We start from the raw sequence: 25,748 nt of genomic DNA on the forward strand, positions 1-25,748 counted from the left end.
TCGATCGGGAGCCCCCTGATCGTCTCCCGGGACACGGCCTGCGTTGCGCACGGGCCGCGACGGATGGGGGGAGGAACAGGGCCTACCAAGACGCAGGCAGTGCGGTTCCGATGGCCCGGACCCGCACTTTTTTTCGTGGGAGCAATCCTGCGAATCGGCCGCGATCCCGCTGCGAGGCGGTTGGTTTTGATGGACGCGAGGATAATTCATGGCGACCAAGGCAGTTCCGGGCGAAAGCGCACCGGCGACCTCGAAGAAGCGCATCCGCAAGATGTTCGGCAATATCCACGAAGTGGTGCAGATGCCGAACCTGATCGAGGTGCAGCGCGAGAGCTACGAGCAGTTCCTGCGTTCCGATCCGTCGATCGGCTATGTCTCGGGCTTGGAGAAGACGCTGCGCAGCGTGTTCCCGATCCGCGATTTCGCGGGCACGGCCGAGCTGGATTTCGTCCAGTACGAGCTTGAGGATCCGAAGTACGACGTCGAGGAATGCCGCCAGCGCGGGATCACCTATGCGGCGCCGATGCGCGTCACGCTGCGCCTGATCGTGTTCGAGGTGGATCCCGATACGGAAACCCGCTCGGTGCTCGATATCAAGGAGCAGGACGTCTACATGGGCGACATGCCGCTCATGACGGGCAACGGCACCTTCTTCATCAACGGCACCGAACGCGTCATCGTCAGCCAGATGCACCGCTCGCCCGGCGTGCTGTTCGATCATGACCGCGGCAAGACCCATGCGTCGGGCAAGTATCTGTTCGCCGCACGCGTGATCCCGTACCGTGGCTCGTGGCTCGATTTCGAGTTCGATGCCAAGGACATCGTCAACGTCCGCATCGATCGCAAGCGTAAGCTGCCCGTCACCACCCTGCTCTATGCGCTGGGCCTGAACGGCGAGGATATCCTAAACCAGTTCTACAAGACCGCCACCTATGTGCGCGGCGAAGGCGGCTGGAAGGTGCCCTATCTGCCGGAGAACTGGCGCGGCCAGAAGCCTTCGTTCGATGTCGTCAATGGCGACACCGGCGAAGTCGTGTTCCCGGCCGGCACCAAGATCAGCCCCCGCGCCGCCAACAAGGCCGGCAAGGACGGGCTGACCACGCTGCTGATCCCGACCGAGGAGATCTTCGGCCGCTATTCCGCGTACGACCTGATCGACGAGTTGACCGGCCGCATCTACATCGAGGCGGGCGACGAGGTGTCGCCGGAGAATCTCGAGAAGCTCGACGCCGCCGGCATCGAGAAGCTCGAGCTGCTCGACATCGATCATGTCTCGACCGGCCCGTGGATCCGCAACACGCTGAAGGCGGACAAGGTCGAGGAGCGCGATCATGCGCTCAGCGAGATCTACCGCGTCATGCGCCCCGGCGAGCCGCCGACGAAGGAAACCGCGGAGTCGCTGTTCGGCGGCCTGTTCTTCGATCCGGAGCGCTATGATCTCTCGGCCGTCGGCCGCGTGAAGCTTAACATGCGCCTCGACCTCGATGTCGAGGATACCGTCACCACGCTGCGCGCCGAGGATATCCTCGAAGTCGTCAAGACGCTGGTGAACCTGAAGGACGGCAAGGGCGAGATCGACGACATCGACAATCTCGGCAATCGCCGCGTGCGTTCGGTCGGCGAGCTGCTGGAGAACCAGTATCGCGTCGGCCTGCTCCGCATGGAGCGCGCCGTGAAGGAGCGTATGTCGTCGGTCGACGTGTCGACTGTGATGCCGAACGATCTGATCAACGCGAAGCCCGCGGTCGCCGCGGTGCGTGAATTCTTCGGTTCGTCGCAGCTGTCGCAGTTCATGGACCAGACCAACCCGCTGTCCGAAGTGACGCACAAGCGTCGCGTCTCGGCGCTCGGGCCGGGCGGCCTCACCCGCGAGCGCGCGGGCTTCGAGGTCCGCGACGTCCACCCGACCCATTATGGCCGCATCTGCCCGATCGAGACGCCGGAAGGCCCGAACATCGGTCTGATCAACTCGCTGGCCTCGTTCAGCCGGGTCAACAAATATGGCTTCATCGAGACGCCGTACCGCAAGGTCGTCGATCACAAGGTCACCGACGAGGTCGTCTACCTGTCGGCGATGGAGGAGGCCAAGCACACGATCGCGCAGGCCAATGCCGAACTCGACGAGAACAAGGGCTTCGTGGAGGAGCTCGTCTCCTCACGCGAGGCGGGCGAATTCCTGATCGCGCCGCGCGACCATATCACGTTGATGGACGTCAGCCCCAAGCAGCTGGTGTCGGTCGCGGCTTCGCTCATCCCGTTCCTGGAGAATGACGACGCCAACCGCGCGCTGATGGGCTCGAACATGCAGCGCCAGGCGGTGCCGCTGGTCAAGGCCGAAGCGCCGTTCGTGGGCACCGGCATGGAAGAGACCGTCGCGCGCGATTCCGGCGCGGCGATCGCTGCCAAGCGTTCGGGCGTGGTCGATCAGGTGGATGCCACCCGCATCGTGATCCGCGCGACGGATCGGGTTGAGGCGGGCAAGTCGGGCGTGGACATCTACACGCTGATGAAGTTCCAGCGCTCCAACCAGTCGACCTGCATCAATCAGCGCCCGCTGGTGAAGGTAGGCGATCAGGTCAGCGCCGGCGACATCATCGCCGATGGCCCCTCGACCCAGTTCGGCGAGCTCGCGCTCGGCCGTAACGTCCTCGTCGCGTTCATGCCGTGGAACGGCTACAACTATGAGGACTCGATCCTGATCTCCGAGCGGATCGTGAAGGACGACGTGTTCACGTCGATCCACATCGACGAGTTCGAGGTGATGGCCCGCGACACCAAGCTCGGGCCGGAGGATATCACTCGCGACATCCCGAACGTCGGCGAGGAAGCGCTGCGCAACCTCGACGAGGCGGGCATCGTTTATATCGGGGCCGAGGTCGAGCCGGGCGACATCCTGTGCGGCAAGATCACGCCGAAGGGCGAAAGCCCGATGACGCCGGAGGAAAAGCTCCTCCGCGCCATCTTCGGCGAAAAGGCGTCGGACGTGCGCGATACCTCGCTGCGCCTGCCGCCGGGCGTGTCGGGTACCATCGTCGACGTGCGCGTGTTCAACCGCCACGGTATCGACAAGGACGAGCGCGCGATGGCGATCGAGCGTGAGGAGATCGACCGCCTGAAGAAGGACGCCGAGGACGAGCGTGCGATCCTGAACCGCGCCACATGGGGCCGGGTCAAGGAGATGCTGGTCGGCCAGGTCGCGACCGCAGCGCCGAAGGGCGTGAAGAAGGGCGTGACCATCGACGAGGAGGTGCTGACCACGGTCGAGCGCCACGAATGGTGGAAGTTCGCGGTCGCGGATGACGCCCGCCAGTCGGACCTCGAGGCGGTCAAGGCGCAGTATGACGAGGCCGCGCAGACCATCAAGGCGCGCTTCGACGACCGCGTCGAGAAGCTGCAGCGCGGTGACGAGCTGCCGCCGGGCGTGCTCAAGATGGTCAAGGTGTTTGTCGCGGTGAAGCGCAAGCTGCAGCCGGGCGACAAGATGGCCGGCCGCCATGGCAACAAGGGCGTGATCAGCCGCATCCTGCCGAACGAGGACATGCCGTTCCTCGCCGACGGGACGCCGGTCGATATCGTGCTGAACCCGCTGGGCGTGCCGAGCCGCATGAACGTCGGCCAGATCTTCGAGACCCATCTTGGCTGGGCCGCGCGCGGCCTGGGCCAGCAGGTGACCGAGGCGCTGGAAGCGTGGCGCGAAGCGAACCCGAACGCCAAGGGCGGCGCTGCGCCGTCGGCGGTCGTGGACAGCCTGAAGAAGGTCTATGGTGATCAGTATCACGCCGAGATCGACGGGCTTTCCGCCGATCATGTCGTGGAGATGGCCGGCCTGCTGAAGGACGGCGTGCCCATGGCGACACCAGTGTTCGACGGCGCGCGCGAGGCGGACGTTTCGGCGATGCTGGAACTGGCCGGGCTCGACACGTCGGGCCAGGTGGAACTGTTCGACGGGCGCACCGGCGATCAGTTCGATCGCAAGGTCACGGTCGGCTACATCTACATGCTGAAGCTGCACCATCTGGTGGACGACAAGATCCACGCGCGCTCGATCGGGCCGTACAGCCTGGTCACCCAGCAGCCACTGGGCGGCAAGGCCCAGTTCGGCGGCCAGCGCTTCGGCGAGATGGAGGTGTGGGCGCTGCAGGCGTACGGCGCCGCCTACACGCTGCAGGAGATGCTGACCGTGAAGTCCGACGACGTGGTCGGCCGCACCAAGGTCTACGAGGCGATCGTCAAGGGTGACGACACGTTCGAGGCCGGCATTCCCGAGAGCTTCAACGTGCTCGTCAAGGAGATGCGCTCGCTCGGCCTCAACGTCGAGCTCAAGAGCATCGAAGACGACGACGACGGCGTGGCGATCGCGGCGGAGTGATGTTGGGCATTGCTCTACCCGCGCTGTCGCTGCTTGCAGTCGAAAGCACGGCTGCAAATGAGCAGCGTTACGACGCTTCAATGAAGTGTGCGGTTAGTCTCGTGTTTGCCGACGCTTTCCTGAAAGCATCTGGTCACGGGCCAAGTCAGATGGGCGCAATGGCGCAGACCTACCTACGATCGGCTCGTAATGAAGGCTCGACGTTGGGAAAGGGCCCCGACAAGGTTCAGTCAGAATTCTTGGCTGGAATGTCGGATCTCCGGCGTCACGTCCAGAATCCTGACAAGGCCGCCCAAAAGCTGAAGCTGCGCGAAACGCTCGACCAGGTTAATTCTTGCGCTACTCGCCTGATTGGCGACGGAGACAAAAAATGAACGAACTGACCAATTTCGCGAACCCGGTCGCCAAGCCGGAGACGTTCGACCAGATCCAGATCGGCATCGCCTCTCCCGAGCGCATCCGCAGCTGGTCGTTTGGCGAGATCAAGAAGCCCGAGACGATCAACTATCGAACGTTCAAGCCCGAGCGTGACGGCCTGTTCTGCGCGCGCATCTTCGGTCCGATCAAGGATTACGAGTGCCTGTGCGGCAAGTACAAGCGCATGAAGTACAAGGGCATCGTCTGCGAGAAGTGCGGCGTCGAGGTCACCGTCTCGAAGGTTCGCCGCGAGCGGATGGGCCATATCGAGCTCGCCGCCCCGGTCGCGCACATCTGGTTCCTGAAGTCGCTGCCGAGCCGCATCGGCCTGCTGCTCGACATGCAGCTCAAGCAGCTCGAGCGCGTGCTGTATTTCGAGAGCTACATCGTGATCGAGCCCGGCCTGACCCCGCTCGAGAAGTATCAGTTGCTGACCGAGGACGAACTGCTCGAGGCGCAGGACGAGTATGGCGAGGACGCCTTCTCGGCCGGCATCGGCGCGGAAGCCGTGCGCCGCATGCTGGAGGAGCTGGATCTCGAAGGCGAGAAGACCCAGCTGCTCGAAGAGCTGGCGGTCACCAAGTCCGAGCTGAAGCCCAAGAAGATCATCAAGCGGCTGAAGGTCGTCGAGAGCTTCCTGGAGTCGGGTAACCGCCCGGAATGGATGATCCTCGAGGTCGTCCCCGTGATCCCGCCCGAGCTGCGCCCGCTGGTGCCGCTGGATGGCGGCCGCTTCGCGACCTCGGATCTGAACGATCTGTATCGCCGCGTGATCAACCGTAACAACCGCCTCAAGCGCCTCATGGAGCTGCGTGCGCCGGACATCATCGTGCGCAACGAAAAGCGCATGCTGCAGGAATTGGTCGATGCGCTGTTCGATAACGGCCGCCGCGGTCGCACGATCACGGGTGCCAACAAGCGTCCGCTGAAGTCGCTCAGCGACATGCTGAAGGGCAAGCAGGGCCGCTTCCGCCAGAACCTGCTCGGCAAGCGCGTCGACTATTCGGGTCGTTCGGTGATCGTAACCGGTCCCGAGCTGAAGCTCCACCAGTGCGGCCTGCCGAAGAAGATGGCGCTCGAGCTGTTCAAGCCGTTCATCTACGCCCGGCTCGACGCCAAGGGCCTGTCGATGACGCTGAAGCAGGCCAAGAAGTGGGTCGAGAAGGAGCGCAAGGAAGTCTGGGACATCCTCGACGAAGTGATCCGCGAGCATCCCGTGCTGCTGAACCGCGCGCCGACGCTCCACCGCCTGGGGATCCAGGCGTTCGAGCCGGTGCTGATCGAGGGCAAGGCGATCCAGCTCCACCCGCTCGTCTGCTCGGCATTCAACGCCGACTTCGACGGTGATCAGATGGCTGTCCACGTTCCGCTGAGCCTCGAGGCGCAGCTGGAAGCGCGCGTGCTGATGATGTCGACCAACAACATCCTCTCGCCCGCGAACGGCAAGCCGATCATCGTGCCGTCGCAGGACATGGTGCTGGGCCTCTATTATCTGTCGATGATGAAGGAAGGCGAGCCCGGCGAGGGCATGATGATCGCCGACATGTCGGAAGTGCATCAGGCGCTCAACGCCAAGGCGGTGACGCTGCACACCAAGATCATCAGCCGCGTGCCGCAGGTCGACGAGGCCGGCGTCACCACGATGAAGCGTTACGAGACGACCCCGGGCCGCATGCTGCTCGGCGAGACGCTGCCCAAGAGCCACAAGGTACCGTTCGAGACCGTCAACCGCCTGCTGACCAAGAAGGACGTGGGCGACGTGATCGACGAGGTCTATCGCCACACTGGCCAGAAGGAGACCGTGCTGTTCGCCGACGCCATCATGGCGCTGGGCTTCCGCCACGCGTTCCAGGCCGGCATCTCGTTCGGCAAGGATGACATGATCATCCCGGCCGACAAGGAGGCGAAGGTCGAGGAGACGCGCGCGCTCGTGAAGGATTACGAGCAGCAGTATCAGGACGGCCTGATCACCCAGCAGGAAAAGTACAACAAGGTGATCGATGCCTGGTCGCGCTGCGGCGATCAGGTCGCCGGATCGATGATGAAGGAGATCCAGGCGGTCAAGAAGGACGCCGACACCGGTCGCGAGAAGCCGATCAACGCGATCTACATGATGGCGCATTCGGGTGCCCGCGGTTCGGCCGCTCAGATCAAGCAGCTGGCGGGCATGCGCGGCCTGATGGCCAAGCCTTCGGGCGAGATCATCGAGACGCCGATCATCTCGAACTTTAAGGAAGGCCTGACCGTCCTCGAATATTTCAACTCCACCCACGGCGCCCGCAAGGGCCTCGCGGATACGGCGTTGAAGACCGCCAACTCGGGCTATCTCACCCGCCGTCTGGTCGATGTGTCGCAGGATTGCGTCGTGGTCGAACTCGACTGCGGCACCGAGCGCGCGCTGGACATGAAGGCGATCGTACAGGGCGGTTCGGTCATCGCGTCGCTGGGCGAGCGCATCCTGGGCCGCACCACGGCCGAAGACATCGTCGACACGAAGAACAACGAGGTCCTCGTTCCCGAGGGCACGCTGCTCGACGAGGCGATGATCGCGAAGATCGAGGCGATCGGCACGCAGGGCGTGAAGATCCGCAGCCCGCTGGTCTGCGAGTCCAAGGGCGGCGTCTGCGCGGCCTGCTACGGGCGTGACCTCGCCCGCGGCACCCCGGTCAACATCGGCGAGGCAGTCGGCGTGATCGCGGCGCAGTCGATTGGTGAGCCCGGCACCCAGCTGACGATGCGGACCTTCCACATCGGCGGCGCGGCGCAGCTCAACGAGCAGTCGAACCTCGAGGCGGTCGCCGACGGCCGGCTGGAATATCGCGATCTGCGCATCATCGTCGATCCGCGTGGCCGCCGCGTGCTGCTGTCGCGTTCGGGCGAAGTCGCGATCGTCGATCTCGACGGCCGCGAGCGCGCGACGCACCGCCTGCCCTACGGCGCGCATCTGCTGTTCGACGACGGCCATATCGTGTCGAAGGGCGATCGCATCGCGGAGTGGGATCCGTTCACCATGCCGGTGATCACGGAAACCGGCGGCACGGTGAAGTATCAGGATCTGGTCGACAACCAGACGCTGACCGAAACCACGGACGAGGCCACCGGCATCGCCCAGAAGATCGTCACCGAGTATCGGGCGACGGCGCGCAAGGAAGATCTCCGCCCGCGCCTGACGCTGCTCGACGACAATTCGGGCGAGGCCGCGCGCTACATGCTGGCGCCGGGCGCGGTGCTCTCGGTCGAGGACGGTCAGACCGTTTCGGCCGGCGAGGTGCTCGCCCGTGTCTCCCGCGAGTCCGCCAAGACCCGCGACATCACCGGCGGTCTGCCGCGGGTGGCGGAGCTGTTCGAAGCGCGCAAGCCCAAGGAGAATGCGATCATCGCCAAGGTCTCGGGTCGTGTCGAGTTCGGCAAGGACTACAAGGCCAAGCGCAAGATCATGATCCGTCCGGAAGACGGATCGGAGCCGATCGAATATCTGATCCCCAAGTCCAAGGTGATCGATGTTCAGGAAGGCGACTATGTGAAGCGCGGCGACAACCTGATCGGCGGCAGCCCGGATCCGCACGACATTCTGGAAGTGCTCGGCATCGAGCCGCTCGCCGAATATCTCGTGTCGGAAATTCAGGAAGTGTACCGACTGCAGGGCGTGAAGATCAACGACAAGCACATCGAGACGATCGTTCGTCAGATGCTGCAGAAGGTCGAGATCACGGTCGCGGGCGACAGCACTTTCCTGCCGGGCGAGCAGATCGACCGCATCGAGATGGACGAGGCGAACGAGAAGCTGGCCGCCGAGGGCAAGACGCTGGCGGAAGGCAAGCCGATCCTGCTGGGCATCACCAAGGCGAGCTTGCAGACCCGCAGCTTCATCTCGGCGGCGTCGTTCCAGGAAACGACGCGCGTGCTGACCGAGGCATCGGTGCAGGGCAAGATCGACTCGCTCGACGGGCTCAAGGAGAATGTCATCGTCGGCCGCCTGATCCCGGCGGGCACCGGCGCCGGCATGAACCGGCTGCGCGTCACCGCCACGTCGCGCGATGCGGCGCTGCGCGCGCAGCAGCGTTCGTTCGCAGCGGCGATTGCGGCGCCCAATTCCGCCAAGGAAGAGCATGACGCCGAACTCGCCCGCTCCGCGCGCGATGCCGGCGGCACCGGCGATGATCCGCTGGCCGAGGTCGTGCCTTCGGGTCACGGCACCGACGCGGATGCCGGTGATTATCTGAACAGCTGATCGATCAGCCGATCGGCACGACACGGGGCCGCCGCATCTTCCGGGATGCGGCGGCCTTGTTCGTTTCGGCGCGGGTCCAGTCGATGCGGAATTCACGCAAGCTACGTGATCCTACCGACCGACGCGCGCTTAATCTCGGACGCGCGGCGGGCCCGGGGCTCGCCAGACCGCCCCTGATACGCTGTGCGAATATCCTGCAATTCCAACTGATCGGGGCACGAACCAGGCCTTCGCGGGCCGCCGGTTAAACCCTGTCCCAACGGCGCATGGGGCGCCGGGGGGTTTGTCCATGTCTGTGTCCGCGTCCGCCATTCGCTATCCGCTGCTGATCTCCGCTGCGACAGCCGCTCTCATCTGGGGCGTGCGCCCCGCCCAGTCGCAGGTCGTCGATCTGCCCGGGTTGATCGGAGAGGTCTCGATCCTGTCCGGGCGGCTCGACATCAACGAAGCCGCGCTGCTGGCGCTGGATGCCGATGTCACCGTCAATGCGGCGCGGCTGGCCACCGTCGAGACGCGGCTCGATGTCGACGCGGCCGCGCTCGTCGCGATCGATGCGCGGATCGATGCGCAGGTCGGTGCCAGCGCGGCACTGGCCACGCGGGTCGATGCCCAGCAGGCCGATACGGCAGCCCTCGCTGCGCAGGTCGGCGGGCAGGCGACCACTCTGGCGACCGTCACCGGCCGGGTCGATGCCCAGGCCGCCGCAGCGACCATCCTCACGGGCCGCATCGAAGCGGAGGTGGCAGCCGGCATCGGCCGCGACGCGCGTCTCGATGCGCAGGCGGGCGCGACGGTGGCGATTGCCGCCGACGTCGCAGCACTTGGCGGCACCGTCACCGCGACCACCACTGCGGTGGGCGATCTGGCAGATCGGGTCGCCGGACATGACGGCCGCCTCGTGGCGATCGATGCCGATCTCGCCGGAATCTCGGCTCAGGTCGGCGGGCTTTCAGACAGTGTCGCTGCAATCGGCGATGTGGTGAGCGACGTTCAGGCCGGTGTCGCAGTGCTCGGCGGCCGGGTCGATGGCCATGATACGGCGCTTGCCACAGTCTCGGTACGGCTCGACGCCGATGCCGCCGCGCTTACCGATCTCGATACCCGGGTGACGGCGCATGATGCCACCCTCTCCACTCACACCACCGCGATCGCGAACCTCGACACGCGCACGACGCAGCATACCGCACAGATCGCTGCGCACGATGGCCGGATCGGAGCGGTCGAGGCGCAGGCTGGCGCCACCGCCGCGCTGATCAATCAGGCAGGCTCGTCCGCCCCGATCGCGATCGGGGCACAGACCGGCGGCACAGCCGTCGCGTTCACCGGCACCGGTGGCGATCGTCGGTTGACGGGCGTCGCTGCGGGGGTGGCAAGCAATGATGCCGCAACCGTCGGCCAGCTCCAGTCGGGGCTCGCAGGCGCGGCCGGCTATACCGATCTGATGGCGGGGCGCACGCTGCAGGCCGGCCAGGCCTATACCGATACGATGGTGGCCGCACTCGATCGACGGATGCGCGGGCGGATCGATGCTGGCGTCGCCAGCGGTGCTGCGATCGCCGGGCTGCCGCAATCCATCGTGCCGGGTCAGGGGATGGTCGGCGCCAGCGTTGGCGGGCGTGGCAGCGATGTCGCGATGGCGCTCGGCCTGTCGAAGGCCTTTGCCGGCCCTAACACCCCGGTGCTGAAGGCCGGTGCGGCGCTGAGCACCCGTAGCGGCGACCTGACCTACAACGCGGCAGTCGGCATCCACTTCTGACGGTGCCCCCCCACGGCGGCCGCAGTCAGGCGCTGAGTTCGCTTCCCCGCTTCAGCGCGCGGCCGCCATCATCCTGCTCAATCAGATAGGCCGGATTGTCGGTCGTGCCGTTCTTTACGATCTTCGATCCCTTGATCGTCCGCTGCACGCGCCGATCGAATCGTTCCGCCACCTTGCCATGTGCGGTGCCGGATCCGAACTTCCAGCTGACCGATTGCCCCTTTCTAAAACTGTTCGCCACGCCGCGCTCCTGTCAGAGATCGCCCGCCCAAACGCGGCGATCGCGGACACCGTTCCGGTTGGCCTTTTTACGGGCATGACACTATCTGCGCCCGATGGACGTCTCCCAGCTTCGCGTCGGGCTCTTCACCGGCAACTACAACTATGTCCGCGATGGCGCCAACCAGGCGCTCAACAGGCTGGTCGGTTATCTGCTGAAGCAAGGCGCCGCGGTGCGCATTTACTCGCCCCGCACCGATACCCCGGCCTTTCCATCGGTCGGCAAGGTCATCAACATTCCGGCGATCCCCTTTCCCGGCCGCAGCGAATATCGCGCGCCGCTGTTCATCCCGCCGCGGGTGCACAAGGATATCCGCGAGTTCGCGCCGAACATCATCCACGTCGCCAGCCCGGAGATACTGGGCCACCGCGCGGTCTCACTTGCCCGGCGACGCAACCTGCCGGTCGTCGCCTCGGTTCACACCCGGTTCGAGACCTATCCGCGCTATTACGGGCTGACCTTTCTGGAACCGCTGATCGAGGCCGGATTGCGCCGTTTCTATCGGCGTTGCGACGCGATCTTCGCGCCGTCGGAATCGATGGCACAACTGCTGCGCGACCAGCGCATGAGCTATGACGTCGGCATCTGGACGCGCGGCGTGGACCGCGAGATCTTCGCGCATGATCGGCGCAGTCTCGAATGGCGGCGCTCGCTCGGCATCGCGGATGACGAGGTGGCGATCGGCTTCGTCGGCCGGTTGGTGATGGAAAAGGGGCTGGACGTCTATTCCGACGCGATCGACCTGCTGGAGCGCCGCGGCGTGCGCCACCGGGTGCTGATCGTTGGCGACGGGCCGGCGCGGGCATGGTTCGAACGCCGGTTGCCACGGGCGGTGTTCGCCGGGTTCCAGGGCGGCGCCGATCTCGGCCGCGCGGTCGCTTCGATGGATATCTTCTTCAATCCGTCGGTCACCGAGACGTTCGGCAATGTCACGCTGGAGGCGATGGCATGCGCGCTGCCGGTGGTCGCCGCACGCGCCACGGGCAGCGCCAGCCTGGTGCAGGACGGCCTCACCGGAAAGCTGGTGCGGCCGGGTGCGATCGAAGCCTATGCCAACGCCTTGGCTGCCTATGCGACCGATCCCGGGGCGCGGGCGGCGGCGGGCGAAGCCGGGTTCGCGGCTGCCGAACGCTATGGTTGGGATCAGGTGAACCAGCAGCTCGTCGACGCCTATTTCCGTATCATCCGCCAGCGCGATGGTGGCGGAAGGCCGCCACGGGGACCGTTCGGCTGATCGCCGGCGGCGTCAGTCCTTTCCAGCGAAATCAATCGTTTCGCCGCCCGTGCAGGAACACCGCTCGGCCTCGCCTGTTCAGCGCAGGCATATTGGCGGGATGATGACAGATGGCGGACGACGGCACTTCACGGCGCATGGTGATCGGTGGCGCGGCGCTCGGCCTCGCGATGACGGCAGCGGGCGCACGCGCGCAGGGTGCGGTACAGGGTCAGGCGGGGCAAGCCGCAACAGGCGGCGCAGCCGTGCTGCGTGATCCGCGCGCCAAATACACGAACCAGCCCTTCCCCGAGCAGCGCCAGCCCTGGCCCGCGCTCGCCAGCAAGATGACGCCGCGGCCGGATCATGGTGAAAGCAGCTACCGCGGATCGGGCCGGCTGGCTGGCCGCAAGGCGCTGCTGACCGGCGGCGACAGTGGCATCGGGCGCGCCGCCGCGATCGCGTATGCGCGCGAAGGCGCAGATGTCGCGATCAACTACTATCCTAGCGAAGAGCCCGACGCGCGCGAGGTGGTGGCGCTGATCGAGCAGGCCGGGCGCAAGGCCGTCGCCCTGCCCGCCGATATTCGTACCGAAGGCGCCTGCCGCAAGCTGGTCGCCGATGCGGTCAAGCGGCTGGGCGGGCTCGATATTCTCGTGAACAATGCCGCCTACCAGCAAAGCAAGGCCGACATCAGCGAGATCAGCGACGAGCAGCTGGTCCGCACCTTCGAGACCAACATCTTCGCGCCGTTCCGGATCAGCAAGGCGGCGATCCCGCACATGCCGCCGGGTTCGGTGATCATCAACACCGGATCGGTCAATTCCTACGATCCGGGCGAGGAACTGCTCGACTATGCCGCCACCAAGGGATCGATCCTGATTTTCACCAAGGGCTTGGCCAAGCAGCTCGCCAAGAAAGGCATCCGCGTCAACATGGTGGCCCCGGGGCCGATCTGGACACCCTTGCAGGTGGCAGGCGGCCAATTGCCCGGCAAGCTCGGCGAGTTCGGGCAGGATACGCCGCTCGGCCGTGCCGGCCAGCCTGCCGAGCTCGCCTCGCTGTTCGTGATGCTGGCCGCCGACGACGCCAGCTTCAGCACCGGCACCGCGGTCGGCGCCCACGGCGGTCACGGCAACCCCTGAGCCGCTAGGACTTATTCGACTGTGCGCCAGTGGAACGGAAGCGGTGCTTCGCGGAACGCGAACCGATCGAGATGTTCGGCGACAACGCGTTTCATCTGATCACCGACGGCCGGGTCCTCGACGTCCAACGCGATGGCGAGCGTTCCGTCCTCCGCTGCTAGGGTCAGCAGCGCGCCCGGCAGCGGCACGGTGCCATGATCGGCATCGAAAGCCACATCGAACTTGTGGCTCCAATGCTTGCAAAGCTGCTGCAGGTAGCGGCTGGCCTGCGCAGTAGGCACGGCGGCGACATAACGGGTGCTCACAGCCGTTCGATCTTCTGCGCCGCCGCATCGAGGATCGCTGCGATCTCGTGCGCGGTGTCGTCGTCGGTCTCGCGATGCAGGCGATCATGGAGCGCCGATTTCAGGTTGTGCATCGCGCGGCGGACAGGGGCACGATCGGTACGCTCGCGCTGCTCGCCCAGCGCATCGAGCCGGGCAAAGAGCGCCGCTACCTCCGCCTCGCGGTCGGCCAGATGGCTCGTTCCGTCGGCTGTGATCGCGAAGGTCTTGCGGGCGGTGTCGTCCGCCTTGGGTGCGATCAACCCCATATCTTCCAGCAGCGTGATCGTGGGATAGATGACCCCAGGGCTCGGCGCATAGGCGCCGCCGGTCCGTTCCTCGATCGCGCGGATCAGATCATAGCCGTGGCGCGGCTGATCGGCGATCAGCTTGAGCAGCACGAGCCGCAATTCGCCCGAATCGAACATCCGCCGCCGGCCGCCGCCGCCGCGCTCACCGGGCTCCATACTCCACGCAAACTCGAACGGCCCGCGGCGAAAGCGCCCCTCGCGAGGCCCGCAACCGCGATTGCCGGATTGATGACGTCCAAACATATAAGCTCCTTCTAAGATGGGACTAAGATATATCTTCATGTGGCTCCTGCAAGAGGCGGATGCAGAAATTTCCGCAAGACCTATATTCGCCTCATGGCCGATCTTTTCGCGAGCGCCGCGCCCGCCGCTGCCCTGCCCGCCGCCGATGCGCCGTTGGCGGATCGATTGCGGCCGACCCTGCTCGACGCCGTGATCGGGCAGCATCATCTGACTGGTCCCGAAGGCGCGATCGGAAGGATGGTGGCGGCCGGACGGCTGTCGTCGATGATCCTTTGGGGCCCACCCGGCACCGGCAAGACGACGATCGCGCGATTGCTGGCGGATGCGGTTGGACTGCGCTTTGCTGCGGTATCGGCGGTGTTCTCGGGCGTCGCTGATCTCAAGAGGATTTTTGCCGAGGCGCGCGAGCATGCCCGCGTTGGCACCCGAACCCTGTTGTTCGTGGACGAGATCCATCGCTTCAATCGCGCGCAGCAGGATGGCTTCCTGCCCTATGTCGAAGACGGCACGGTCATCCTCGTCGGCGCAACTACCGAGAACCCGTCGTTCGAGCTCAACGCCGCGCTGCTCAGCCGCGCGCAGGTGCTCATGCTAAACAGGCTGGATGCCACCGCGCTCGAACAATTGCTGGCGCGGGCCGAATCGATCGAGGCGCGCACCCTGCCTCTCACCACCGATGCCCGCGCCGCACTCGTCGCCTCGGCCGATGGAGATGGCCGCTTCCTGCTGAATCAGGCCGAAACCCTGTTCGCCATCGCGGGCGATACCGTGCTGGATCCCACGGCGCTTGCCGCCCTGCTCCACCGCCGGCTCGCCGTCTATGACAAGGACCGCGAAGGCCATTACAACCTGATCTCGGCGCTGCACAAATCGCTGCGGGGATCCGATCCGCAGGCCGCGCTCTATTACCTGGCGCGCATGCTGACTGCCGGCGAACAGCCGCTCTATGTGCTGCGCCGATTGGTGCGCTTTGCTAGCGAGGATGTCGGCCTGGCCGATCCGCAGGCGCTGGTGCAGTGCCTGGCCGCTAAGGACGCCTATGATTTCCTGGGGTCGCCCGAAGGCGAACTCGCGATCGTGCAGGCCTGTCTCTATCTGGCGACCGCACCCAAATCCAACGCCGCCTATACCGCGCAGAAGGCGGCGTTCCGGTCCGCCCGCGAGACGGGGTCGCTGATGCCACCGCCATCGATCCTGAATGCGCCCACCAAGCTTATGAAGGAGATCGGCTACGGCAAGGGCTATGCCTATGATCATGATAGCGACGAAGCTTTCTCGGGCGAGGATTACTGGCCCGCAGAGATGCGTCCACAGGACTATTATCGCCCATCGCCTCGCGGTTTCGAGGCGAAGATCGCCGAGCGCCTGGCCTATTGGGAAACGCTGCGCGCGGAACGGCGCGGATGACGTGGGACGACGTCTGCGCCATCGCGCGAGACCTGCCCGGCGTAGTCCTAGGCACGAGTTACGGCACCCCCGCCCATAAGGTCCGCGGCAAGCTGATCACGCGATTGCGCGCGGAGGAAGGCGGGACGGTGATGGTGCTGCTCTTGCCGATCGACGAGGTCGAGCATCTGATCGAAACCGACCCCGCCTGCTTCTATCAGACCCCGCATTATCAGGGCCATGGAGCGGTGCTGGTGCGGCTGCCCGACGCCGATCCTGATCGCGTCGCGACGCTTGTCGAGCGGGCCTGGTCGATCCGGGCATCGAAGGCGCAGCGTGGGATGCGCGGCGCAGACTGATGCGCGATTTCACGAGCTTCGCCTGCATCGACTGGTCGGGACAGGCAGTCGCCCGTCCCAAGGGACTGGCCGTCGCCATCTGCGAAACCGGAAGCAACGCGCCTGAGCTGATCCGACCCGACGGGGGCTGGTCGCGCGGGCACATCCTCGATTGGCTGCGGCAGCAGGCGGCCGCGGGCGCCAACCTGCTGGTCGGCCTCGATCTCTCGCCCGCGCTGCCGTATGCCGATCGGACCGCTTATTTCCCGGGATGGCCCTCAAGCCCTGCCGATGCACGCGCGCTTTGGGCGATGGTCAATTCGGCCGGGAACGAGGCGAGCGACCTGCTCTGCTCCACGGGCTTCCTCGCCCGGCCGGAAGCGCGCCGCCATTTCCGACTGCACCGCGAACAAGGCGATGCCTATCCGCCCGGCCGCGGCCGCCTGCGCCGATGCGAGGAGGGCCAGGCGGCGATGGGACTGTCGCCCTACAGCTGCTTCAACCTCGTCGGCGCGGCGCAAGTCGGCAAGTCGAGCCTTACCGGCATGCGCGTGCTGCACCGCCTGGCCGGTCAGGTGCCGGTCTGGCCGTTCGATCCGGTGCCGGCGCAGGGACCCGTGATCGTCGAGATCTACACCGCACTGGCGGCTCGCGCCGCCGGCATGCCACGCGGACGCAGCAAGATCCGCGATGGTTCGACGCTCGACACTGCGCTGGCTGCGCTCGGCAGCGACGCGCATGTACCACTGGCCCGCTATGACGATCACAGCACCGATGCGATTCTGACCGCCGCCTGGTTGCGCCACGCCGCGGCCGATGCTTCGCTCTGGTCCCCAGCCGGGCTGACGCCGGAGATCGCGCGAACCGAGGGCTGGACGTTCGGCGTCACCTGACGCATGGAGGCGCCGGATCGCCGGTTTAGCTCAGCTGGTAGAGCAGCGGTTTTGTAAACCGAAGGTCGCGGGTTCGATTCCTGCAACCGGCACCACTTACCGGATCGCACCGTTAGGCGAGCTTAATCAGGCCGTGTGGACGCGGTTCCGGCCACTATCCTTGGCAGCGTAGAGCAGCGCATCCGCCCGGACGAGCACGTCTTCCAGCGGCTCGCCCGGCGCCACCGCCACCAATCCGCCGGAAAAGGTGATCTCGCCCAGCGGCGCATCCGATTCGCGCAGGCGGAAGCGCTTCTCCTGCACCACCTCGCGGGCATCCTCGAGCAGGGCCAGCGCGCCGGCCAGCTCGATACCGGAAAACAGCACGGCGAACTCCTCACCGCCGTGACGGGCGATCAGATGCCCCTCGCAGCTGGTGGTCAGAGTGCTTGCGATCGCTTTCAGCACGCGATCGCCGACCGCGTGGCCGAAGCGATCGTTGACGGCCTTGAACCGGTCGATATCGCAGAGCGCGACGCACATCGGCACCGATTGTCGACGCTTGGCGAAGAATTCCTCCCCGAACGCGCGCCGGTTGGGCAACCCGGTCAGCGGATCGCGGCGCGCGTCGTCGCGCGCCTCGTCGAGCTTCTCGCGCAGATCGCGCGCCTCGTGCGTCGCCGCTTCGAGCCGGTTCTCGGCCGATCGGATGCGTTCCAGCATCGATCCGGTAATCCGCACCAGCCCATCGACTTCGAGGTTGTTCTTGAGTTCGCGCATCGCCGCCGCTCCCGCCTGGAGATCGCGGCCGAAATCCTGGGTCTCGGCGTGGATCGCGGTCACGATATCCTCGAAGCCGCGCACTTGCGCCTGGGTCTTCTCGACGATCGCGTCGATACGGCCCTGGCGCTCGCTCGTCGCCGGCTGGACATCGAATGGCCGCGTATCGACGGCGTGGCCCAACCGGGCGATATCGCTGTGCGTCAGCCGCACGCCGCCTTCGACGATCGCGGAGACCGCATCCGCCAGCTTGCCATCAGGTTCGGCCAGCATGCGATAGGCAAAGGCGTAATGGGCCGGATCGGGGGACAGCCGGTGCGCTGCGAGAAAGTCGCCGATCTGCTCGAACAGATTCTGCATCCGTTCAGCAGGATCATCGATCCTTGCATTGCCTGCCGTGCCCATGGGCCCCCACCCGCTCGATCTCAACCTGGCGCATATCCCGCGCGAACCCGATCCCTAGCAGGCAATCGCTAAAAGCAAGTAACCAGAAATGTCAGGCAGCGGCGGAATTGCGTGGTTTGTGGCCACTGTTGCATCGCCGCAACCCGATCAATCCACGAACAGCAGGGCCGGTGTTTCCAGCAGCTTGCGCGCCGCCTGCACGAAGCTGGCGGCGTCCCACCCATCGACGACGCGGTGATCGCAACTGATCGAAAGGTTCATCAGCTTGGCGACTGCGATCTCACCGTCGCGAATCACGGGGCGCTCGATCACGCGGTTCGGGCCGATGATCGCGACTTCGGGGCGATTGATCACCGGCGTGGTCGCAATCCCGCCGAGCGGGCCCAGCGAGGTCAGCGTGAGGGTGGAGCCGGACAGCTCGCTGCTCTGCGCCTTGCCGCTGCGTGCGGCGTCGGCCAGGCGGCGGATCTCGGTCGCCAGCTGCCAGATATTTCGGCTCTCGGCATCGCGGATGACCGGCACCATCAGCCCCGCGTCGGTTTGCGTCGCGATACCCAGATGGACCGCGCCGAAGCGCGTGACGAAGCCCGCCTCGTCGTCGTAGCGGGCGTTGATCATCGGAAAATCCGGGATCGCCTTGCAGATCGCAGTGATCAGCAGCGGCAGCATCGTCAGCTTGGGCCGGTCGCCACGAGTCGCATTCAGGTCCTCGCGCAGCGCTTCCAGCTTCGTGACGTCGATCTCCTCCACATAGGTGAAGTGCGGGATGGCGCGCTTGGCGGCCGCCATATTCTCCGCGATCCGGCGGCGCAGGCCGATCACGCGGACCTGTTCATCGGCGCGCTTGCCGGCCGCACCGCGATAGCCATGGTTATAGGTCAGGAAGGCATCAAGATCGGCGTGGCGCACGCGCCCGTCGGCCGCCGGCTTCACCTGCGTGAGATCGATGCCGAGATCCCTGGCACGCGCCCGCACGGCCGGCGACGCGATGACCTTGGCCGCAGCCGGGATCGGACTGGCGGGCGGCTCCGCAGCTGCGGGAGCCTCTGTTGGCCGGGTCGGCTCCGGGTCGGCCACGGGCACAGGCTTAGCAGGGCTCTCCACCACGGGATCGGGCCGTGAGACCTGACCGGCCTCGTTCGGGGCGACCTGCACAGTCGGCTCCGGCGCTTCGGACAGCTCGCCCTCGACTTCGAAGACGGCCAGCATCGATCCGATCGCGAGCTGATCGCCGACCGCGCCGGCAAGCTCGACGATGGTGCCGGCCACCGGCGCGGTCATCTCGACGGTTGCCTTGTCCGTCATCATGTCGGCCAGCGGCGCGTCTTCCTCGATGACATCGCCCACCTTGACGTGCCAGGCGACGATCTCCGCTTCGGCGATGCCCTCGCCGATATCCGGCAGCTTGAACGTGAACGTCGCCACTCAGTCCTCCATGACCCGCTTGATCGCCTCGCCCAGACGGACGGGGCCGGGGAAATATGCCCATTCCAGCGAATGCGGATAGGGCGTGTCCCAGCCCGTCACGCGCTCCACTGGCGCCTCGAGATGGTGGAAGCAGCGCTCTTGCACCAGCGCCGCCAGCTCAGCACCAAAGCCGCCGGTCCGCGTCGCCTCGTGCACCACCACGCAACGCCCGGTCTTCTTCACCGACGCCTCGATCGTCTCGATATCCAGCGGCACCAGCGTACGCAGGTCGATCAGATCGGCGTCCAGCCCCTTGTCCGCGATCAGCGCCGCCGCAACGTGCACCATCGTGCCATAGGCCAGGATGGTCACGTCACCGCCCTCGCGAACCAGGTTCGCCTTGCCCAGCGGGATCTTGTAATAGCCTTCCGGAACTGCGGCGGCGGGATGCTTCGCCCAGGGCGTCACCGGCCGGCCGTAATGACCGTCAAAGGGGCCGTTATAGATCCGCTTCGGCTCGAAGAAGATCACCGGATCATTGTCCTCGATCGATGCGATCAGCAGCCCCTTGGCGTCATAGGGCGTCGACGGCACCACCGTCTTCAGTCCCGCGACATGGGTGAAGATGCCCTCCGGGCTCTGGCTGTGGGTCTGCCCGCCGAAGATGCCGCCGCCAAATGGGGATCGCACCGTCAGCGGCGCGGTATACTCGCCGGCCGAACGATAGCGCAGCCGCGCGGCTTCGGAGACGAGCTGGTCGAGCGCCGGGTAGATATAGTCCGCGAACTGGATCTCCGGCACCGGGCGCAGTCCATAGGTCGCCATGCCGACCGAGACGCCGATGATGCCGAGCTCGTTGATCGGCGTATCGAACACGCGGGTCTTGCCATATTTCTTCTGCAAGCCCGCGGTCGCCTTGAACACTCCGCCGAAATAGCCGACGTCCTCGCCCATCACGACGATCGTCGGATCACGATCCATGCAGATGTCGATGGCGCTGTTGATCGCCTCGATCATGTTCATCGTCTTGGTGTCGCCGTCGCTCATATCCCGGCGGCCTCGCGCTCTGCGGTCATCTGCGCGCTCTGCTCCTTCAGGTGCCAGGGCATCTCCTCGAACACATCCTCGAACATCGTCGAGAAGGGCTGGTGCATGCCATCACCCAGGATGCCCTGCTTCTCGGCTTCCTTGGCGGCGACCTTCACCTGCTCGGCCACGTCGCGATCCATCGCGGCATGGCGGTCCTCGTCCCACTCGCCAAGCGCGATCAGATGGTCGCGCAGCCGGGCGACCGGGTCGCCCAGCGGCCATTTCGGACGTTCCTCGGCCGAACGATATTTGCTCGGATCGTCCGAAGTGGAATGGCCCTCGGCGCGATAGGTGAAGTGCTCGATCAGCGTCGCGCCATAATTGTTGCGCGCCCGCTCCGCCGCCCACTCGGTCGCTGCATAGACCGCCAGGATATCGTTGCCGTCCACCCGCAGGCCCGCAATGCCATAGCCGATCGCGCGCGCCGCGAAGGTCGTCTCCTCCGCCCCGGCGAAGCCCGAATAGCTGGAGATCGCCCACTGGTTGTTGACCACGTTCAGGATCACCGGCGCGCGATAGACCGCGGCGAAGGTGGCGGCCGAATGGAAATCGCCCTCCGCAGTCGATCCTTCCCCGCACCAGGCCGACGCGATCCGCGTATCCCCGCGTGAAGCCGACGCCATCGAGAAGCCCACCGCCTGCGGCATCTGGGTGGCGAGATTGCCGGAAATCGAGAAGAAGCTGGCGCCCTTCGCCGAATACATGATCGGCATCTGGCGGCCGAGCAGTCGATCGCCCTTGTTCGAATAGACCTGGCACATCATGTCGACCAGCGACCATTCACGCGCAATCAGGATCGCCTGCTGCCGGTAGCTGGGGAACACCATGTCGTCGCGGTGCAAAGCGTGCGCGGCGCCGACCGAGGTCGCCTCCTCGCCGGTGCATTTCATGTAGAAACTGGTCTTGCCCTGGCGCTGGGCGCGGTACATCCGGTCGTCATAGGCGCGGGTCAGCGCCATATGGCGCAGCATCTGCCGCAGCCGATCGGGCGAGAGCTTCGGATCCCAGGGACCGACCGCGCGATGATCGTCATCGAGCACGCGTACCAGTTGATAGGCGTGGCCGCGCATCGACGCAGGATCGGCCGAAATGTCCGGCCGCTCTACGGCCCCCGCGACACCGCGGTCGAATTCGGCATAGTCCACCGCATCGCCGGGGCGAAACCGCGGCTCGGGAATATGCAGGCTCATCGGGCGCAGATTGCGCCCAGCCGGGTCGGTCATCCTCACCATCCTCGCGCAATGGGCCGGCGATCGAACGCCGCTGGTCCCGCATCGTCTCCCGCCCGGGACCAAAAAGCTACCCGGAGAAAGTTGTGCGCGGCTGTTATTTTATTTCGCAGCGCTTGGCGAGTCTTCTGATGGGCAGGCACGGCAGAAGGGGCGACCGCTGCGGCGGCCGCCCCTTCCCGTCACTCGAAATCCGGATCAGCGGCGATAGCAGGGCGCGCCATCAGACTTGTCGATGGCACGGCCCGCCAGGGCGCCGGCCCCGGCACCGAGGATCGTACCAAGCGTGCGATCCCCGCGGCCGGCGATTTCGCGTCCGGCCAGCGCGCCGACGATGCCGCCGATTGCAAGGCCGCCATTGCCCTTGTCGTAGCAGCGCTGATTGTAACGCGCCCCGCGATTATAGCGCCGATTGTCGCGGCGATCGCGCCACCCGGCCTGCTGAAAATAGCCATTGTCGCCATTCTGCCAGGCGACCGGCGCGTTCCAAACCTGCGCGGGCGCAGCGACGGTCGGGACGACCATGGCGGCGGACAAGGCGGCGGCGGTGAGGAACTTCATCATGGTGGTACTCCCTTGAAAACTGATGGGAGCTTTCTGGCCGATTCGCGTTGACCGCGATCTGAACGGTGCCGTTATCAATTGTTCAGATCGGCCCTGATCGGAAAGCAGGCGATCGCCTCGATCCCGCCGCCGACCCGATCTTCCAGCCGCAGCGTGCCGCCATGTGCCTGCGCGATCGCGCGCGCGATCGTCAGCCCCAGACCGATCCCGCCGGTTTCGCGACTGCGCGACGGTTCACCGCGCTGGAACGGCTGGAACAGCCGCTCACGCCACTCCGCCGGCACGCCAGGCCCCCGGTCGGCAATCCGCACCTCCGCCATCTCGCCACTGCGGGCGAGGATCAGTTCGACCGACTTCCCATAGTCGACGCCATTGTCGATCAGGTTCTGCAGCAGCCGTTCCAATGCGACCGGATCGCCGAGGATGGTCACCGGCTCGATCGACCCCAGCCGCACCGGCCGCTCCACCTCCCGCTCATGCTCGGCCAGCCGGCGCAGCAGCGCATCGAGCCGGACGGGCACGGGATCGACCGGGGCCATCCCCTTCACGAAGCCGATCGTGGCCGCGATCATCGCGCGCATCTGTTCGATATCGGCCTGCACCTTGTCACGCACCTGATCGGGCGCGGCTTCGATCCGGAACGCGATGCGGGTCAGCGGCGTGCGCAGATCGTGCGCGATCGCGCCGATCATCGCGGTTCGTTCGGCAACATAATCTTCAAGCCTGCCCTGCATGCGGTTGAGCGCGTTGGCGGCGACGCGCAGCTCGGCCGGCCCCTCTTCGGGCACTTTCGGCGCCAGCGGATCGCTGCCCATCGCGTCCGCGGCATCGGCGAAGCGGCGGATCGGCCGCGTCAAACGCCGCGCGAAGACGAACGCGAACGGCGCCAGCAGCAGCGCGGAGAGGCCGAACCAGATCAGCGTGCGTCGCTGCCAGGTGTTCAGCATCGGCCGCGGCGGCGTCTGCACCACGCGCCATCCCGCCCCGGTATCCAGCCCGGCGATCACGGTGTTGAAGAAGATCGGCTCGCCGCGGCGAATCGGCACCAGCCCGACCACCTTGCGATCATCGAACGGAAAGGTGCCGCGCTGGTCGGGCTCGAAGAACAGGCGCACGCGTGTGGCCGGCACGCGCAGGCGATCAGCCAGTTGCGCGGTGAAGGCCGGATCGGTCGCCATGCCCTCCGCCCCGCCGGGTGCCGACCTTTGAAGCTGGGCGCTTAAGGCCCGGTCGCGATCGTCATGCCGGTGGCGGCGGCCATCACGCGGCACCGTGCCCGACAGCGCCTCGGCGATGTCGGACAGCCGGTTGAAATCAGGGCGCGGCGGCCGGAGCGAGAGGAACAGGCCGATCGACAGCGCCTGGGTCACGATCAGGCTGGCGAGCAGCAGCAGCAGCGTCTGCCAGACGATCGGCAGGCCGCGCGCGCGCCAGATCATCCGTCGACCTTCAGCGTGAACATATAGCCTTCGTTCCGCACCGTGCGGATCGGATCGTCCGCCCCCAGCTTCTTGCGCAGGCGGCTGATCGTGACATCGATCGCACGATCATAGACATCGCTATCGATGCCTTTGCCGCTCTCGATCAGCTGATCCCGACTCAGCACGCGCTGCGGCCGATCCAGGAAGGCAGTCAGCGTGCGGAATTCAGCGTCGGTCAGCGGTGCCGATGCCGCCCCGGCGCGGCGAAGCTCGCGGTTGACTAGGTCCAGCGTCCATGGTCCGAATCGGCGTTCGGGATTGCCGCCGGCGCCTGCCCCCTCGCGCCGACGCAGCACCGCGCGCACACGGGCCAGCAATTCGCGCGGGTTGCAGGGCTTCGGCAGGTAATCGTCGGCGCCCACCTCCAGGCCGATGATCCGATCGGTATCCTCGCCCATTGCGGACAGCATGATCACGCCCGGCCCACCCTGCCCGCGCAGCCGCCGCATGATCGACAGCCCGTCCTCGCCGGGCATCATCAGATCCAGCACCACAAGGTCGGGTGCGGCGCGGGCGATAGCGGCATCCATCTCGACGCCATTGGCCGCACTTTCGACGAGCAGGCCGTTGGCCGCCAGGAAGTCGGACACCAGACCGCGCAGTTCGGCATCGTCGTCGACGACCAGGATCCGGGGCGGAGCGTCGCTCATTCGTGCCTCAACGCATCGATCGGGTTCAGGCTCGCGGCACGGCGTGCCGGGAAATAGCCGAACACGACACCGATCAGCGCGGATATCGCGAAGGCGATCAGGTTGATCTGCGGATCCCAAAGCAGCGGCACCTGCATAATCGGCGCAAGCAGCGTGGTCGCGATCAGCGCGAGTACGAGCCCGATCGCTCCGCCCAGGCAGGACAATGCGACCGCCTCCACCAGGAACTGCAACAATACTTCTCGCGCGACCGCGCCGATCGCCAGCCGGATACCGATCTCGCGGGTCCGCTCTGTCACCGAAACCAGCATGATGTTCATGATGCCGATCCCGCCGACGACCAGGCTGATCGCCGCCACCGCCGCCACGATCGTGGTCAGCAACTGGGTGGTGCCGGAAAGCGTGTCCGAAATCTGCTTCGTGTCGAAGATGTTGAAGTCATCTTCCTTGTTACCCGTAATGTTGCGCCGTTCACGCAGCAGCTGCTGGATCGAGGCCTGCACCACCGCCGTGTCATACGCGTCATCGACCGCGACCATGATGTTGCGGATGTCGCGATTGCCAGTGAAGCGCCGCTGCACTGCCTTGATCGGCATCAGCACCACATCATCTTGATCGTTGCCGAACCCGCCCTGCCCGCGTGTCGAAAGCACGCCGATCACCTCGCAGGAAAGATCGCGCAGGCGGAAGCGCTCACCGACCGGATTCTCACCACGAAACAGGTTCTGCCGCACCGTGTTGCCGATGATGCAGACCGCCTTTCCGGCCTGTTCCTCGGCCGCTGTGAAGATCCGGCCGCGTTGCGGGTACCATTGCTGCGCAGTGAAATATTGCGCGGTGGTGCCGTTGATGGTGGTCGACCAGTTGGCCGCGTTGCGCACCGCGATGCCGGTCGACTGGGCTTGCGGCGCGACTGCCTTCACGCCAGCGATCTGCTGCTGGATCGCATCGACATCGGCTTGCTTGAAATCGGGCGGTTGCGGCCCGCCGCCGCCGCGGCCGAAACCTTGGCCGGGTCGGATCTGCAGGATGTTCGCGCCAAGCCCGCTGATCTGCGCCTGCACGGCAGCCGTGGTGCCCTTGCCCAGCGTCACCATCGTCACCACCGCGGACACGCCGATCACGATGCCCAGGATGGTCAGGAAGCTACGCAGCAGGTGCCGGCGAATCTCGCGCACCGCCAGGATCACCGTGGTGCCCAGCAGACGCAGCGTGCCGGCGCTGGTCGGCGCCGGGGCGGTTTCGGCCGGGACTGGCGT

Annotated in this window: 20 protein-coding genes and 1 tRNA gene; 10 read left to right on the forward strand and 11 right to left on the reverse strand. The window is 65.9% G+C overall.

All coding sequences use genetic code 11. The features are described 5' to 3' along the window. The first annotated feature begins 208 nt into the window (after positions 1-208). The 4 genes from rpoB to ABC347_RS05595 all read left to right on the forward strand — a co-directional run bounded on the left by rpoB (position 209) and on the right by ABC347_RS05595 (position 10,773). Positions 209-4,369, forward strand: coding sequence for a DNA-directed RNA polymerase subunit beta (gene rpoB / locus ABC347_RS05580; RefSeq protein ID WP_413244746.1), 4,161 nt, complete (start codon positions 209-211; stop codon positions 4,367-4,369). After that, positions 4,369-4,743 (forward strand): hypothetical protein, encoded by a 375-nt coding sequence (locus ABC347_RS05585; protein ID WP_413244747.1) that lies wholly within the window; start codon positions 4,369-4,371, stop codon positions 4,741-4,743. Before rpoB ends, ABC347_RS05585 begins: the two co-directional genes overlap by 1 nt. Then, complete coding sequence (rpoC, locus tag ABC347_RS05590; RefSeq protein ID WP_413244748.1) at positions 4,740-9,017, forward strand: DNA-directed RNA polymerase subunit beta'; 4,278 nt, start codon at positions 4,740-4,742, stop codon at positions 9,015-9,017. The genes ABC347_RS05585 and rpoC overlap by 4 nt, the downstream gene beginning before the upstream one ends. 289 nt (positions 9,018-9,306) lie before the next feature. After that, positions 9,307-10,773, forward strand: coding sequence for a hypothetical protein (locus tag ABC347_RS05595; RefSeq protein ID WP_413244749.1), 1,467 nt, complete (start codon positions 9,307-9,309; stop codon positions 10,771-10,773). 25 nt (positions 10,774-10,798) lie between these two features. Here ABC347_RS05595 and ABC347_RS05600 read toward each other — a convergent pair whose 3' ends face one another. Next, a complete protein-coding gene (locus tag ABC347_RS05600; protein ID WP_413244750.1) occupies positions 10,799-11,014 on the reverse strand; it encodes a hypervirulence associated TUDOR domain-containing protein in 216 nt (71 codons plus the stop codon). Positions 11,015-11,108: 94 nt separating this feature from the next. On the opposite strand from ABC347_RS05600, the gene ABC347_RS05605 reads away from it, so the two are divergent. Continuing rightward, entirely contained in the window at positions 11,109-12,287 is a 1,179-nt protein-coding gene (locus ABC347_RS05605; protein WP_413244751.1) for a glycosyltransferase family 4 protein, read from the forward strand. Between the two features lie 110 nt (positions 12,288-12,397). Further along, complete coding sequence (locus ABC347_RS05610) at positions 12,398-13,411, forward strand: SDR family oxidoreductase (protein WP_413244752.1); 1,014 nt, start codon at positions 12,398-12,400, stop codon at positions 13,409-13,411. Between the two features lie 11 nt (positions 13,412-13,422). Here the strand turns inward: ABC347_RS05610 and ABC347_RS05615 are convergent, their stop codons facing one another. Together ABC347_RS05615 and ABC347_RS05620 are read right to left on the reverse strand one after the other, a co-directional pair. Then, positions 13,423-13,716, reverse strand: a complete 294-nt coding sequence (locus ABC347_RS05615; protein WP_413244753.1) for a DUF2218 domain-containing protein — start codon at positions 13,714-13,716, stop codon at positions 13,423-13,425. Continuing rightward, positions 13,713-14,201, reverse strand: a complete 489-nt coding sequence (locus tag ABC347_RS05620) for a PadR family transcriptional regulator (RefSeq protein ID WP_413244754.1) — start codon at positions 14,199-14,201, stop codon at positions 13,713-13,715. The genes ABC347_RS05615 and ABC347_RS05620 overlap by 4 nt, the downstream gene beginning before the upstream one ends. Positions 14,202-14,381: 180 nt before the next feature. Here ABC347_RS05620 and ABC347_RS05625 point away from each other — a divergent pair, with 180 nt between their 5' ends. From ABC347_RS05625 to ABC347_RS05640, 4 genes are all read left to right on the forward strand, one after another. Continuing rightward, the gene (locus ABC347_RS05625) at positions 14,382-15,695 is read left to right on the forward strand and encodes a replication-associated recombination protein A (protein WP_413244755.1); all 1,314 of its coding nucleotides are present in this window, start codon (positions 14,382-14,384) and stop codon (positions 15,693-15,695) included. Continuing rightward, positions 15,692-16,033 (forward strand): MmcQ/YjbR family DNA-binding protein, encoded by a 342-nt coding sequence (locus ABC347_RS05630; protein ID WP_413244756.1) that lies wholly within the window; start codon positions 15,692-15,694, stop codon positions 16,031-16,033. Before ABC347_RS05625 ends, ABC347_RS05630 begins: the two co-directional genes overlap by 4 nt. Continuing rightward, positions 16,033-16,905: a hypothetical protein gene (locus ABC347_RS05635; RefSeq protein ID WP_413244757.1), complete on the forward strand. Its 873-nt coding sequence runs from the start codon at positions 16,033-16,035 to the stop codon at positions 16,903-16,905. Before ABC347_RS05630 ends, ABC347_RS05635 begins: the two co-directional genes overlap by 1 nt. 19 nt (positions 16,906-16,924) lie before the next feature. Further along, a tRNA-Thr gene (locus ABC347_RS05640) sits at positions 16,925-17,000 on the forward strand. 31 nt (positions 17,001-17,031) lie between these two features. On the opposite strand, the gene ABC347_RS05645 is transcribed toward ABC347_RS05640, so the two are convergent. The 8 genes from ABC347_RS05645 to ABC347_RS05680 all read right to left on the reverse strand — a co-directional run bounded on the left by ABC347_RS05645 (position 17,032) and on the right by ABC347_RS05680 (position 25,694). After that, positions 17,032-18,024: a GGDEF domain-containing protein gene (locus tag ABC347_RS05645; RefSeq protein ID WP_413244758.1), complete on the reverse strand. Its 993-nt coding sequence runs from the start codon at positions 18,022-18,024 to the stop codon at positions 17,032-17,034. Positions 18,025-18,216: 192 nt separating this feature from the next. Continuing rightward, the gene (locus ABC347_RS05650) at positions 18,217-19,494 is read right to left on the reverse strand and encodes a dihydrolipoamide acetyltransferase family protein (RefSeq protein ID WP_413244759.1); all 1,278 of its coding nucleotides are present in this window, start codon (positions 19,492-19,494) and stop codon (positions 18,217-18,219) included. Next, a complete protein-coding gene (locus ABC347_RS05655; protein ID WP_413247007.1) occupies positions 19,495-20,499 on the reverse strand; it encodes an alpha-ketoacid dehydrogenase subunit beta in 1,005 nt (334 codons plus the stop codon). A 20-nt stretch (positions 20,500-20,519) separates the two neighbouring features. Next, positions 20,520-21,788: a thiamine pyrophosphate-dependent enzyme gene (locus tag ABC347_RS05660; protein ID WP_413244760.1), complete on the reverse strand. Its 1,269-nt coding sequence runs from the start codon at positions 21,786-21,788 to the stop codon at positions 20,520-20,522. A 204-nt stretch (positions 21,789-21,992) separates the two neighbouring features. Further along, positions 21,993-22,358: a glycine zipper 2TM domain-containing protein gene (locus tag ABC347_RS05665; RefSeq protein WP_413244761.1), complete on the reverse strand. Its 366-nt coding sequence runs from the start codon at positions 22,356-22,358 to the stop codon at positions 21,993-21,995. Between the two features lie 74 nt (positions 22,359-22,432). Beyond that, positions 22,433-23,797 (reverse strand): ATP-binding protein, encoded by a 1,365-nt coding sequence (locus ABC347_RS05670; protein ID WP_413244762.1) that lies wholly within the window; start codon positions 23,795-23,797, stop codon positions 22,433-22,435. After that, positions 23,794-24,489, reverse strand: a complete 696-nt coding sequence (locus tag ABC347_RS05675) for a response regulator (RefSeq protein ID WP_413244763.1) — start codon at positions 24,487-24,489, stop codon at positions 23,794-23,796. The genes ABC347_RS05670 and ABC347_RS05675 overlap by 4 nt, the downstream gene beginning before the upstream one ends. Then, positions 24,486-25,694 carry an ABC transporter permease gene (locus tag ABC347_RS05680; protein ID WP_413247008.1) on the reverse strand — a complete coding sequence of 403 codons (1,209 nt, stop codon included), beginning with the start codon at positions 25,692-25,694 and terminating at the stop codon, positions 24,486-24,488. Before ABC347_RS05680 ends, ABC347_RS05675 begins: the two co-directional genes overlap by 4 nt. Positions 25,695-25,748: the final 54 nt, after the last annotated feature.

The sequence above is a fragment of the Sphingomonas canaveralia genome (genome assembly GCF_047238125.1).
GTDB lineage: Bacteria > Pseudomonadota > Alphaproteobacteria > Sphingomonadales > Sphingomonadaceae > JBDFMH01.

Coding starts and splice junctions, on each gene's coding strand:
- rpoB (WP_413244746.1), top strand. CDS start 209: ATGGCGACCAAGGCAGTTCCGGGCGAAAGCGCACCGGCGACCTCGAAG.
- ABC347_RS05585 (WP_413244747.1), top strand. CDS start 4,369: ATGTTGGGCATTGCTCTACCCGCGCTGTCGCTGCTTGCAGTCGAAAGC.
- rpoC (WP_413244748.1), top strand. CDS start 4,740: ATGAACGAACTGACCAATTTCGCGAACCCGGTCGCCAAGCCGGAGACG.
- ABC347_RS05595 (WP_413244749.1), top strand. CDS start 9,307: ATGTCTGTGTCCGCGTCCGCCATTCGCTATCCGCTGCTGATCTCCGCT.
- ABC347_RS05605 (WP_413244751.1), top strand. CDS start 11,109: ATGGACGTCTCCCAGCTTCGCGTCGGGCTCTTCACCGGCAACTACAAC.
- ABC347_RS05610 (WP_413244752.1), top strand. CDS start 12,398: ATGGCGGACGACGGCACTTCACGGCGCATGGTGATCGGTGGCGCGGCG.
- ABC347_RS05620 (WP_413244754.1), bottom strand. CDS start 14,201: ATGGAGCCCGGTGAGCGCGGCGGCGGCGGCCGGCGGCGGATGTTCGAT.
- ABC347_RS05625 (WP_413244755.1), top strand. CDS start 14,382: ATGGCCGATCTTTTCGCGAGCGCCGCGCCCGCCGCTGCCCTGCCCGCC.
- ABC347_RS05630 (WP_413244756.1), top strand. CDS start 15,692: ATGACGTGGGACGACGTCTGCGCCATCGCGCGAGACCTGCCCGGCGTA.
- ABC347_RS05635 (WP_413244757.1), top strand. CDS start 16,033: ATGCGCGATTTCACGAGCTTCGCCTGCATCGACTGGTCGGGACAGGCA.
- ABC347_RS05645 (WP_413244758.1), bottom strand. CDS start 18,024: ATGCAGAATCTGTTCGAGCAGATCGGCGACTTTCTCGCAGCGCACCGG.
- ABC347_RS05655 (WP_413247007.1), bottom strand. CDS start 20,499: ATGAACATGATCGAGGCGATCAACAGCGCCATCGACATCTGCATGGAT.
- ABC347_RS05660 (WP_413244760.1), bottom strand. CDS start 21,788: ATGACCGACCCGGCTGGGCGCAATCTGCGCCCGATGAGCCTGCATATT.
- ABC347_RS05665 (WP_413244761.1), bottom strand. CDS start 22,358: ATGATGAAGTTCCTCACCGCCGCCGCCTTGTCCGCCGCCATGGTCGTC.
- ABC347_RS05670 (WP_413244762.1), bottom strand. CDS start 23,797: ATGATCTGGCGCGCGCGCGGCCTGCCGATCGTCTGGCAGACGCTGCTG.
- ABC347_RS05675 (WP_413244763.1), bottom strand. CDS start 24,489: ATGAGCGACGCTCCGCCCCGGATCCTGGTCGTCGACGACGATGCCGAA.